The organism is Tissierella praeacuta, assembly GCF_040396155.1.
GTDB classification, from domain to species: Bacteria; Bacillota; Clostridia; order Tissierellales; family Tissierellaceae; genus Tissierella; species Tissierella praeacuta_A.
In genome coordinates, this window is record NZ_JBEBOY010000001.1 from 115053 (window position 1) to 128430 (window position 13378).

The following is a 13378-nucleotide window of genomic DNA, read 5'->3' on the forward strand; positions in this document are numbered from 1 at the left end:
GGATAATCCTTTATTTCCTATTGCAGATGACCTATGAGGAGAATAAAAATCCCTAACCTGAAACAGATTAGGGATGGAAATATACTGATTTAACTAATCAATAGTTGAAGCTTTTCCTTCCCTCCGAAGGTCACTCGATACTATTAGGCAGGTCTCCTGACTTGTGAATCATTTTACCATCAACGCCTTCCCAGATTTCTCTAGTGGCATAAGTTGATTTCATCATCACTTACAGTAGCGGGGGCTGTATGGGATTTTCACCCATTTCCCTATTATTCTTGTATAGAACCTAATGTATTTTAAATTAAATTTTCATTTTAAATGCTATCATAAGTTTATATTTAATACAAGATATTTTTATAAATAAAAGGTTAAATTACATGCAATATAGATAATCAGAAATAGTATTTCACTCCGATACATAATTTCTATAGTATTATTTATATCTACTTTATTAATATTCTTAATTCTATCCCCTATAGTTGGTTTTTCAAAAAGTTTACCATGGTAATAATTGTTTCCTCCCAGTTGAATACCTAGAAGTCCTGCCACAGCTCCTTCTGGATATGCACAATTTGGACTTTTATGATTTTTTCTATCTCTAATCATAACCTTATAACCATTCTTTATATTAAACTTAAATGTGGAACTAATACACATAAATAGACCTGTAATCCTAGCAGGTATATAATTAAATATATCATCTACATTTGCAGGGAAAAATCCAAGATCCATATATTTCTCATTCTTATATCCTAACATTGAATCCATAGTATTAATAAATTTATATGCTAGTCCTCCTGGAGCACCTAAAAGCATTATATAAAATAAAGGAGCAATAACACCATCAGATGTATTCTCTGCTACAGTTTCCACCGTAGCCCTTATAATCTCTTCTTCTGAAAGATTTTTAGTTTCCCTTCCTACAATATAAGAAAGTCTTGTCCTAGCTTCTTCTATGCCAATATCTAAAGCCTTGGATACTTTCATGGCTTCATCATGTAAGCATCTTGCTGCTATACATGTATATATTAAATAAGTATTTACTATTATATGAAGGATTTTATATTGTCTTATAAAACCCAATAATAAATAAGGTATAAAAAACCCAAGTAAAATATTTACTATAACAATAATAAATCCAGAAATCTTAAGTCCTTTTTTGGACTGAGTGATTTTTCTTACTATTCCTTCCTCAAGGGAAATTATTTTCCCCATTAATTTTACTGGATGTGGAAAACTATATGGATCTCCTATGATAAAATCTAATATAACTGCAAATATTACACTAATTAACATATTAATTTCTCCTTAATAGGCTAACTGCCCTATATCGTCAATTATCCTTTAATCATTAATATTTCTTAATTCCCATTACTTCATAAATATAATCTATATCCATATTTTCTCTTAATATGGCAGCTAATTTATTTAACTCCTCTTCCATTTGTTCTTCCGTTTGTGGCTTTGTATTACACTCTTTCTCATAATCCACTAGACTATCTTCATCTACTAACTCCAAATGTGCAAAGGGTATAGTGCCTACTACTGGTATATTTAATAATTTTTCAATCATGTCAATACCAGAATCTAAAAGAGATTTATCTCCTCTAAACTTATTTATTATAAGTCCCTTTATTCTCCTTCTTTCATGTTCCTCTAACAGCATTACAGTACCATAAAGAGAAGCAAAGACCCCTCCCCTATCTATATCTGCAACTAAAATCACTGGGGCATCTGCCATTTCAGCCATCCCCATATTTACTATATCATTTTCTTTTAGATTTATTTCTGCTGGGCTGCCTGCACCCTCTATAACTACAATATCATTCTCTTTTTCTATTTCATTATATATATTAAGAATCATTGGTCTAAGACTACTTTTGTATTTAAAATATTCTACAGCTTCCATATCCTCTTTATCTTCACCTTTAATAACTACCATAGACCCCTTATCAGATTTTGGTATAAGTAAGATTGGATTCATACTTGGATTCGGCTCAATTCCTGCAGCTATTGCCTGTAAAGTTTGAGCAGTACTTATCTTATAGCCTTCTTTAGTAGTATAATATTTTGATGACATATTTTGAGACTTAAATGGATATACCTTATATCCATCTTCTTTAAATATTCTACACAATCCTGTACACATAAGACTTTTACCTGCTGAAGATGTGGTTCCTTGTACCATAATATTTGCCATATAATCTCCTCCTACCTATATCTTTTTATTTCTTCTCTTAAATTATCTACCTTATACTCTAAAGACAATACCGGATTTAAATCATATTTATCTAATATATAATATAAATTCTCTATTTCATCTAAAGCTGGACTTTGGTGTTCATCATATAACCCATCATTAGAATGTATATGAATATATACTATATAGTCTTTAAGCTCTCTTATCCATTCTTCCAATGAAGCTTTACCTAGCTTAGCATGTCCTATGTCTAGATTAATCTTAATATTAGATAAGTTTATGGTTTCTATTAATTCCTTTAACATATCTGGAGTTTCTTCAAATATGTTTTCTAATAATATTGTTCCTTTATAATCTGGTACTTCCTTTAATATCTTTTCCCAAAATTCTTTACTTTGTATATTATTTAATTCTCTTAAAAATGGTTGGTTTAAATATGGGTTTATTTGGCTATGAAATATTAAATAATCCATAGCCAATTCCTTAGCTGCATTTATAGTATATAAATATCTATTATAACTTACTTCCCTAATTAATTTATCTGGACTTGAAGGTTTTAAATCTAAAAAAGGTCCATGTAAAGCTTTAATATTATTAAATTCTCGGAATCTTTCTTTATATTGAGCTACTATTTTATTAATCTCAGATACAGATAAATTAGGTTCTGTTAAATCCTGTATTTCAACGCCCATATTAAGATTATTTAATTCTTCCATATTTAAACTATCAATACTAGAGATAGTCTTTAATATTTTTTTTTCCATATATTCACCGTTTCTTTAAATTTTTTTCTTCTTTGAATGAATAAGCCATGTGACTTCTATTAACGAAGATGGAAGCAAAATGAAATCCTCATAAACTAAGTATCTTCCTTCCCATCTTGGGTCAAATTTGTTTTTATATTTTCTTAATCCATCAAAACTATAAAAATGTTTACCATATTTAAATACTAAATGAGCCATTCTTTCTTGTATATGGGCATTTTGGGCTATACCAACATTTGAAAGGGGTGCCATTCCTAAATTAAATAATTTATAATTATCTTCTTTAAACTTTAAGAGTAAATTTAATATTAAAAATGTCATAGTATTACTAGGTACATCTTTTTTAAATCTCATTAAATCAATTGAAACCGAACTATTATCATAACTAGGGCTTATTGATGCAAAGGCAATCGTTTCTCCAGTTTCTTCATTCTTTACAATTCCTACTTTAGACTTATTTAAATATTCCCTATTAAACCATCCAATGGAAAATCCCATTTCCTCTCTATCATGTAACCACTGGTCAGAAATCTCTCTTAAGGATATGAACAAATCCTCATCTAAAGAGTTCTCATTATACATCTCAAAAACAAAACCATCTTTTTCAAATCGTCTAAGGATATTCCTAAAGTCTCTACTCCTAGGACTATTTATATCAAAATTGTCCAACTCTACTAATCCTGTTTCACCTAATTTGAAAAAATAATATCCATGGTCATGATAAAATGGCAATAGTTTCTCACTAGACTGATAAAAAACTGATTTATATCCATATTCATCTATAAAATCCTGAAATTCTGTTAAAGCTTCATTAAAGTATTTTTGTTGCCCAATAGGATCTCCTAAAACTATTGCAAGATTATGGCTTATTTCATATTGAATCAATACTTTGTTATCTTTACCCCAGAACAAATGCTTATCCTTTAAAAATATTAGATGGGTTAAAAAATTACCCTCATATTCCTGTAGAAAATGATTTAACTTTTCTTCATCAGCACTTTCATATCTAGGATCTTTTGTTATTCTAGTTTTAGTTAATTCATAATAAACAATGAAAATAATTAAAAGTCCATAAGCACTAATACCACCAAGAACATTCCACCAGTTAAGTCTTGATATCAATGTCTTAAAATGTTGGGTTTTTATAAAACCCTTCCATATTATATGAGCCATTTTCATATATGCTAAAATTCCTATAAATGCTAATACCATAGTTATAGAAACCTTAAACCAATCAATCGGTAAGCTTTTTCTATAGAAACTTTCCTTAGACATTTTCAATATTATTAAAACTAAAAGCAAGAAAATGGTTTCTTCATAATCAAAACCCTTTATTAATGTAAATATGGAACCTAAAAATAATAACCACATAGTTATTCTATAGCTTCGTTTTACTTTCATTCTTATTTGTCGAGAAACTGCTATTAATAATATACCTACACATATAGATAATTGACGTGATAATTGTAAGATCGGAAAAGATAAAAGTCTTGTGGCTATTCTAACTCGCTCAATTACTCCTGGAACTAATGCAGATAACAATAAAATTACTCCACTTGCTAATATTAATATAGATAGCAATAAATTTGTGATAATAGAGGTTTTATTTATAAAATCTTTTATCCTTGATAATTTAATAAATTGAATTAATTTATTATCACTTTTAGATTGTACTACTAAAGTAAATATAATCCCTACTATTAAAGGTATTATATAATAGAACATCCTATAAAGTATTATAACTGCCAAAACATCCTCAGTTGCCATTCCATAATATTGAAAACCTAATAATATCATTAAATCAAAGGATCCAACTCCACTTGGTAATAAACTTAAAATCCCAGTTATTGATCCTAAAACAAATATAATAAATACAATAGAAAAGTTAATACTTTGGTTAAACTGTCTCACAATAGAAAGAAATAGAGTAAAAGCAATACTCCAATCTATAAAAGATAATAATAATAGCTTTGTCCTCAATACAATCCTAGTAGGATTCTTTCCATTTGGCAAACTTTTGTTTATTCTATAGAAGATTTTATCTATAAAAAAGTATATTATGAAATATATTATAAAAATAGTGATTGCTGCAATAATAAGTCTGTGTTTTTCTATAATCGGAATTATATATTGATATTTAAATAATGCAATAATCATCATAGAAGAAAGACCTATGCCTGTTGCTGGAATTAATAACAAATTATAATCTATTATATCTTCCTTAGTGTCTGTACTATTTTTGAATAATATAGACCTAATAGAAGCACCAGTTAGACCTCCTAGACCTGAAATATTATTTATTGTGTTAGCAACAAAAGTAATACTAAATATCGTTATGCCTTTAATATTGAGATTTAAATATTTAACTATTTGAAAATCATATAAGCTCATTGAAGATACTGCTATCATTCCTAGAACAGCAAATATCAATATACGATTTATAGGAAATCCTCTAATTATAGAGATTGTTTTAGCAAAATTTATGGATCTCAATTCCCTTGCTCCACTGGTAATTACAATCCATATTATAAAAAGCATAAAAATCAGCTTTAAAATCTTTGTTCCATTTTTCTTTAATAATAATCTAAACCTTCCCATATACCCCTCCGTATTCACTTGCTCACTTTTTAATATTCTCTATTATTAAATACTTATTCTGTTTTCACTATATCTTCTATTGCTCAAGTTTAAGTTAACGTATCTAAATTTATTATATTGAAACTATTCTCATATAAATAATATATTACATGTTTTTTTTAATATTATCAACAATAATAAAAGCTGACTTCTGTACACATCAGAAATCAGCTCCTAGCTTTATAAACCTTTTTAATATACTTAAGTTTCATTTTAAAACCTATTAAAACTTGTATTTCTTTTATTAAATCCAATATATTTACACGCCTTCCATTTCTAAACCTATTATAGTATCAGGATCGTCTTCTATCTTAGGTAGATTTAATCCTAGATATGCAAATATAATAACTATTATAGGAGTTAGATAATTAAAGAATGCATATTTACCATACTCCATTGCTGTAACTCCAAGAATACTATAAAGAAAAGCACCGCAGGTATTCCAAGGTATAAGAGCAGAAGTAAGTGTTCCAGCACTCTCTAAAGTATTAGACAATACCTTAGGATGTAAACCTTTCTCCCTATATGATTTAGCATACATCCTGCCTGGTACTACTATTGAAATATACTGTTCAGGCATTGTTGCATTACTAAATATACAGGTGAATATTGTCATAGCCACCAATGAACCTACACGTTTTACCCTCTTTAATACAGCCCCTACTATAACCTCAAGCTGTCCAGTCTTTTCCATTATGCCACCAAACATCATGGCTATAATCGTAAGGGAAATGGAATACATCATACCATTTAATCCTCCAGCAGATAATAACTCATCTATCATCTCAATACCTGTTTCTGATGTAAATCCTTCATATGCTGCAGTCAATAAATCCCCTAAATGTGCCCCTTGCATAACTACACCAAGGATTCCACCTAATACTATACCAATAGTAATGCCTGGAATAGCAGGTAATTTAAATGCTATGGATACTATTACAGCTATAGGAGGTATCAATAATAATGGAGATATATTAAATGAAGAAGCTATTCCCTCTCTAATAGCATTTATGCCTGATACATCAACACCTTCACCACCATATTTAAACCCCATAACTAAAAATATCACTAAAGTAATACCATATGAAACCAATGTAGTAGGAACCATATTTTTTACATGGGTAAATACATCAGTTCCAGAAACTGCAGGTGCTAAATTTGTCGTATCAGATAAAGGTGACATCTTATCTCCAAAATATGCCCCTGAAATAATAGCACCTGCTGCGACAGGAACAGGTATACCTAGTCCCTTGGCGATTCCTATTAATGCTATACCAATAGTTCCTGCAGTACCCCAGCTAGTGCCTGTAGCTAAGGATGTAATTGAACAAATAATGACAGTTGCCACTAAGAAAATTCCAGGTTTCAGAATTGCTAATCCATAATAAATCATACTGGGAACTACACCAGATAACAACCACAATCCAATAAGAACACCTATAATTGCCAAAATAATAACTGCTTGTAATGCTTGATAGATACCATCAAACATTGCCTTTTCAATTTCATTCCAAGTAAAACCAATTTTCATCGCTATCATTGATGCAAATAAAGTTCCTATAAGCATTGGAATATGTGGATTAGCTTCATAAAAATAGATACTAGTCCCCATGACAAGGATTAGGAAAGCAAATGATAGTGATGCTTCCCATAAGTATGGCTTACGAGCTGTCTTTTTCAATTTTATTATCCTCCTTAATTTAATATTTGAAATTTTCTAAATTATAATATAATTTAGAAACCATGTCAACGGTTTAGACAAAAGTTTAGGTTTTATGACAAATTTGAATAATACTATATCCCCCTTCTATTTTAGGAATATTCAGATTATTACTATTTTCTATACCAATCTAGCCACCTATACAAATATATAATTTAACATATATCCCAGAAAATGATATCTTGATATTGATTATAATAATGTAAATATTATAAAGTATAAATTTAAATTATAAAATATAAATTTAAATAGTTTTGAGGAATAATTTTATGGAAATTAAACTAGAAAATTTAAATATGAAATTTGGCTCTGTTATTGCAGTCAATAACTTGAATTTAGAAATAAATGATGGGGAACTAATATCTATATTAGGGCCTAGCGGATGTGGTAAAAGTACTACTTTATTTTTAATCGCAGGGTTATATAAACCTACCTCTGGTAATATTTTCTTTGGCAATCAGAATGTCAATAATATAGAACCAGAGAATCGAGGCATAGGAATGGTGTTTCAAAACTATGCTCTTTATCCTCATATGTCTGTACTAAAAAATATCTTGTTTCCTTTAAAAATGCAAAGAATAGATAAAAAAACTCGAGAAAAATCAGCTCTGCAAATGGCAGAGTTAACCAAAATAGGTGATTTACTAAATAGGAAACCATCAGAATTATCAGGTGGACAACAACAGCGAGTTGCTATTGCAAGAGCTTTAGTAAAAAAACCTAAGATTCTTTTATTAGATGAACCTTTATCCAATTTAGATGCTAGATTACGTATTGAAATGAGAGAGGAAATAAGAAGAATCCAAAAGGAAATAAATATAACAACCATTTTTGTTACCCACGATCAGGAAGAAGCCATGAGCATTTCCGATAAGATATTATTAATGAAAGATGGAGTATGTCAACAATATACTACACCTAGAGAAATGTATACTAATCCAACTAATAAATTTGTAGCTAAATTTTTAGGAAATCCTCCTATTAATTTTATTGAAGGAACTATTTATTCTGATGAAAATAATGTAACTCTAAATAATAGTGATATTATCATAGATTTATCCAATTATCTTAAGGATAAGAAAATAAATAATAATAAAATTACCCTTGGAATTCGGCCAGAAGATTTTATAATCACTACAGAAGATAAGGCTATATTTTCAGCCATAGTTACAAATACACAGATAATGGGAAAAGAAATTTATATTACTGCTAAATTAAATGAAGATATAAAAATAACTATGGTTGCTTCTTGGGATCTTAATGTCAATACTGGAGACAAGCTATGTTTAGATATTAAAAATATATATTTTTTCTAAAATATCCTTGGAGTTAGGTGAAATATTTGAAAAAAATAAAATCTTTGTTTAAAAATAACACAATAAAAGGACTATTATATATATTCCCTGCCATGCTGATTTTAACTTTATTTAAGATTTATCCTATTATAAAATCATTTAGCATGGCATTTTATACTGACTTCGATTATTTATCAGGAGAAGTATATGAAAGAGGATTTGATAATTTTCAATACGTGTTAACTGACCCTGATTTTTATCTTGCACTTAAAAATACATTCTTTTTCGTATTAGGTGTAGTTCCATTATCTATAATCATATCTTTAGGATTTGCTATTTTATTGAATTCAAAGATAAAATTAGGTAATTTTTTTAGGAGTGTCTATTTTTTACCATTTGTTACTTCCACTGTAGCTTTGTCTATAATTTGGAGATGGATTTTTAATAAGGACTATGGACTTGCAAACTATTTCATATTACTTCTTGGAGGAAAGAAAATAAATTGGCTAACTAATCCTAAATATACAATACCTATATTAGTCCTTTTTAGTATATGGAAGAGCATGGGATATAAGATAATAATATTTTTAGCTGGTCTACAAAATATCGATAAAAAATATTATCTTGCAGCTAAAATAGATGGTGCCAGCAGATTAAAGATATTTACTCATATAACATTGCCATTACTTACTCCTACATTATTTTTCGTATCTATTACATCTATAATTGGAGCTTTTAAAATATTTGATGAAGTTTTTGTACTATACAATACTAGTACAGGACCTCTTAAAAGTGGTTTAACCATTGTATATTATATATTTAATAAATTCTATAGACATTGGCAATTCTCTATTGCCTCAGCAGCAGCTGTAGTATTATTTATAATAATATTAATATTTACTTTAATCCAGTTAAAGATTAGTAAAATAAAATCCAATTATTGATAGGATGAGACTGATGAAAAGATTTATATCAAAATCAATTATATATTTATTACTTATTATTGGTGCTATTTTTATATTAGTACCATTTATATGGATGTTATCTACATCTTTAAAACAATCCAATGAAGTACTTATAATGCCTCCAAAGTTCATACCTTCAAAGTTAATGTGGGAAAATTACAAACTAGCTTTAGAAGCTGCACCTTTTAAGAGGTATTTTTTTAATAGTGTTATAGTTACTATATCTATAACTATTGGAGAATTAATAACTACAATATTGGCAGCCTATGCATTTTCTAAAATAGACTTTAAAGGAAGAGATATTATATTTACCATATTAGTGGCAACTATGATGGTACCTACTGAAGTCTTAACAATACCTAATTTTGTTACATTAAGTAAATTAAATTGGATAAATACATATAAGGCTCTTATAGTACCTTGGTGTGCTAGTATATATACGATTTATTTATTAAAACAACATTTCATGAGCATACCAAAGGAATTAAATCATGCTGCCAAAATTGACGGATGTACAGACTTTAAATTTTTATGGCTAGTAATGGTTCCACTTGCTACACCTGCCATAGTAACCCTTATAATACTTAAAGTTATTAGCAGCTGGAATTCCTTTATGTGGCCTCTTATTGTAACTAATTCAACAGAAATGCGAACTCTGCCTGTTGCTTTATCTGCATTTGTAGATGAAGTAGGAACTGATTATAATATATTGATGGCTGCTACTAATATTATAATACTTCCAATAATCATCCTATATATAAAGCTTCAAAAATATATAATTTCTGGAGTGTTTAAATCTGAAATAAAAGGTTAAGATTAAAAAATTTATCTACTCTATATAGATAAATTTAAAAATATTAATAATAAAATGGAGGTAGTATGAATGAATAAAAGGATATTATCATTAATTTTAACACTGGTTTTAGTAATAGGATTAGCTGGCTGTAGTAAAAAAGCAGCTGATGATTCAGTAGAAGCAAAGACTAATGATGTAAATGAGGAAAACATTCAAAGTAATACAATTGCAACTGAAATTACCGAACCAGTTGAAGTTGTATTTTGGCATTCCATGGCTGGTTCAAATGAAGAAACATTAGTTACTTTAGCTGAAAACTTTATGAATGAAAATCCAAATATTAAAATTAATTTACAATTCCAAGGTAATTATAGGGAGCTATTTGAAAAGCTAATGGCTGCAGCTAAGGCAAATCAACTTCCAACTATGACCCAAATCTATTGTAATAGATTATCATGGTATATTGAAAAAGGATTAGTTGAAAATTTAGATCCTTATATGGAAAATGAGAAAATTGGATTTAGTGATGAAGAAAAAGCAGACTATCCTCAGCTATTCTTAGATGATGGTATATGGAACGGTCATCAGTATGCTATGCCATTTAATAAAAGCCAAATGGTTCTATACTATAATGTAAATATGTTTAAAGAAGCCAATATAGAAATACCTAAGACTTGGGACCAATGGAAAACAGCAGCTGAAAAATTAACTAAAGATACTGATGGAGACGGGGAACCAGATATATATGGTATAGTATTTGCTAATAATATATCAACAGATATAGCTCCTTGGCTAAAACAAGCCGGAGGTATTACAATGAGTGAAGAAACAAATGAGTTATTCTTCGATACTCCAGAAACTAAAGAAGCAATAGAATTTTTAAATGGTTTAATTCAGTCAAAAGTTGCTAGATTAGCAGGAGAAGATAAATATGCAAATCTGCCTTTATCACAAGGAAAGGCTGCAATGTGTGTTGCTTCAACTTCAGCTCTATCAAGTCTAGAGAAAGATACTGTAGAAGGAGTTAATTGGTTCTTAGCTCCTCTTCCAGCACATAAAACTAATGACCAACTATACTATGGTACAAATATTGCCGTATATAATACAGGAACTCCAGAAGAAAAATTAGGCGCTTGGTTATTTACTAAATACCTATCTACTCCTGAGAATACAGTTTTTTTAGCACAAAATACTGGCTATTTACCTGTTAGATATTCTGCAAGAGAAATCCCAGAATATAAAAAATACTTAGAAGAAAATCCAACTAAAGCAGTTGGCCTAGAAAGCTTTAATATTGGTTTCCAAGGTGCAAGAAATATTGGAAGTATAAATGCTCTTGATGTTCTAGGTGAAGAACTGGATTTAGTATTTGCTGGTGAAAAATCCATAGATGAAGCTCTAAAGGATGCTCAAGAAAGAGGTACTAGAGCCTTAGAGGAAGCTAGAAAAAATTAAAATCCAATTTATCTTATACGATAAAAGGGAAAAGTTTCTAGAAACTTTTCCCTTTTATTTTTTCAGCATTTCATAAATATACTAATTTTCACTTATTAATGAATATAAAATCTGTATTATTAATATATTAATCCCGTTTATTAAAAATCGACATTATTATTTCATCATAATACTCTCCATCTTTAAATATTTCATCTTTTAAAATTCCTTCTACTTCAAATCCACATTTCTCATAACTCTTTTTAGCCCTTGTATTAAATGAAAAGGTATTTAACCTTACCTTGCGAATATTCATTTTGTTAAAGACAAAATCTATAAGTACTTTCATTGCATCAGTACCATATCCTTTTCCCCAGTATTCCTTATCTCCAATCATAATTCCAACTGTTGCAACACGAGTTAGCCAATTAACCTCTTGAATACCACAGCCGCCTATATATCTTTTCGTTTCTATATCTTCTATGGCAAAATTGTAGTTGCCTCTTTGGTTGCTTTTTTGAGACTTTATCCATTCTTCTTCTTCCCATAAGGTCATTGGAAAAGGAATATCTGTAACTAATAATTTTTTAAGTTCTTCATCATTAATATATGATGTTGCCATTGGTATATCATCTTCTTTATAGGCTCTCAAACAAACTTTTTCTCCATAATACATCTCAATTCCCCCTTATTCTAATATTATATAAAGTATTTTTACTAATATATACCATTAAAATACAGATGTCAAGCTTATTCATACTGAGATTTTTATTTAGAATAACAGGCTACTACTTTTTAATTATTGATTCTATAGCATATGTAACATTTTAAAGTTATAATCAAACAAATCTATGATTGAATTTACAATCTATATCATGTAAGTAAATATTTAAACTTATAAAGCATATTTTATTTACTACTATTAAAATTTGTTATATAATATATTTAGAACGTTCGTTTATAGGAGGTGTGTCAATGACTGATACTCAAAAAGCCTATATAGCTGGTATTATAGATGGAGAAGGTAGCATTATGCTTACAAGATTCCATAAAAACCAATATCATTCCCCATGTGTTTCAATTGCTTCCACTGATTTAGAATTATTACAATGGATTAAAAATACTGTAAAGTCTGGTAAAATTACTACTAAAAAAAATTATAATAAAGAAAAACATAAGAACTCTTATACATATACAATAATATATAATGAAGCCATACAACTTCTACAAGATATTGAACCATACTTGGTAATAGAAAAAAAGAAAGCTAGAGCACAACATATTATTTCTAAATATAAGGAGGTCACTATACGAAATGGCAGATATAATGAAGTTCAAAAATTAGCTAAAGAACAATTTTATAATGAATTTATTGCATTGTAAAAGCTCTAATGATTTTCCTCATTAGAGCTTGATTTATGTATGGTGGAGGCGGTGGGACATGATATCCAATAGTTTCCTAAAGGCACTGACTATATCTTGAGGTCTCTGACCCCTCTGGCGTATTATGAAAGTTAATTATAGTTTATTCCTTTCATCCTAGTACTGCTTATCAAATGACTTA

The 13378-nt window shown here is 28.9% G+C and carries 11 protein-coding genes and 1 riboswitch; of the genes, 5 read left to right on the forward strand and 6 right to left on the reverse strand.

All coding sequences use genetic code 11. The features are described from left to right. Positions 1-129 precede the first annotated feature (129 nt). Positions 130-308: riboswitch (cobalamin riboswitch) on the reverse strand. 49 nt (positions 309-357) lie between these two features. The 5 genes from cbiB to nhaC form a co-directional block, all read right to left on the reverse strand. Continuing rightward, positions 358-1299 (reverse strand): adenosylcobinamide-phosphate synthase CbiB, encoded by a 942-nt coding sequence (cbiB, locus tag ABWP20_RS00550; RefSeq protein ID WP_353092676.1) that lies wholly within the window; start codon positions 1297-1299, stop codon positions 358-360. Positions 1300-1354: 55 nt separating this feature from the next. Then, a complete protein-coding gene (locus ABWP20_RS00555) occupies positions 1355-2203 on the reverse strand; it encodes a cobyric acid synthase (RefSeq protein WP_353092677.1) in 849 nt (282 codons plus the stop codon). Between the two features lie 11 nt (positions 2204-2214). Then, entirely contained in the window at positions 2215-2967 is a 753-nt protein-coding gene (locus ABWP20_RS00560) for a sugar phosphate isomerase/epimerase family protein (protein WP_353092679.1), read from the reverse strand. Between the two features lie 15 nt (positions 2968-2982). Beyond that, positions 2983-5565: a bifunctional lysylphosphatidylglycerol flippase/synthetase MprF gene (gene mprF / locus ABWP20_RS00565; RefSeq protein ID WP_353092681.1), complete on the reverse strand. Its 2583-nt coding sequence runs from the start codon at positions 5563-5565 to the stop codon at positions 2983-2985. A gap of 298 nt (positions 5566-5863) precedes the next feature. Next, entirely contained in the window at positions 5864-7285 is a 1422-nt protein-coding gene (gene nhaC, locus ABWP20_RS00570) for a Na+/H+ antiporter NhaC (RefSeq protein ID WP_353092683.1), read from the reverse strand. A gap of 308 nt (positions 7286-7593) precedes the next feature. Here nhaC and ABWP20_RS00575 point away from each other — a divergent pair, with 308 nt between their 5' ends. From ABWP20_RS00575 to ABWP20_RS00590, 4 genes are all read left to right on the forward strand, one after another. Next, the gene (locus ABWP20_RS00575; protein ID WP_353092684.1) at positions 7594-8640 is read left to right on the forward strand and encodes an ABC transporter ATP-binding protein; all 1047 of its coding nucleotides are present in this window, start codon (positions 7594-7596) and stop codon (positions 8638-8640) included. A gap of 17 nt (positions 8641-8657) precedes the next feature. Next, positions 8658-9563, forward strand: coding sequence for a carbohydrate ABC transporter permease (locus tag ABWP20_RS00580; RefSeq protein WP_353092686.1), 906 nt, complete (start codon positions 8658-8660; stop codon positions 9561-9563). Positions 9564-9576: 13 nt separating this feature from the next. After that, on the forward strand, positions 9577-10398 hold the full coding sequence (locus ABWP20_RS00585; RefSeq protein WP_353092688.1) for a carbohydrate ABC transporter permease: 822 nt from the start codon (positions 9577-9579) through the stop codon (positions 10396-10398). 69 nt (positions 10399-10467) lie between these two features. Next, a complete protein-coding gene (locus tag ABWP20_RS00590; RefSeq protein ID WP_353092690.1) occupies positions 10468-11835 on the forward strand; it encodes an ABC transporter substrate-binding protein in 1368 nt (455 codons plus the stop codon). Between the two features lie 127 nt (positions 11836-11962). Here the strand turns inward: ABWP20_RS00590 and ABWP20_RS00595 are convergent, their stop codons facing one another. Further along, positions 11963-12490: a GNAT family N-acetyltransferase gene (locus ABWP20_RS00595; protein ID WP_353092692.1), complete on the reverse strand. Its 528-nt coding sequence runs from the start codon at positions 12488-12490 to the stop codon at positions 11963-11965. A gap of 299 nt (positions 12491-12789) precedes the next feature. On the opposite strand from ABWP20_RS00595, the gene ABWP20_RS00600 reads away from it, so the two are divergent. After that, positions 12790-13197 (forward strand): LAGLIDADG family homing endonuclease, encoded by a 408-nt coding sequence (locus ABWP20_RS00600; protein WP_353092694.1) that lies wholly within the window; start codon positions 12790-12792, stop codon positions 13195-13197. Positions 13198-13378 lie beyond the last annotated feature (181 nt).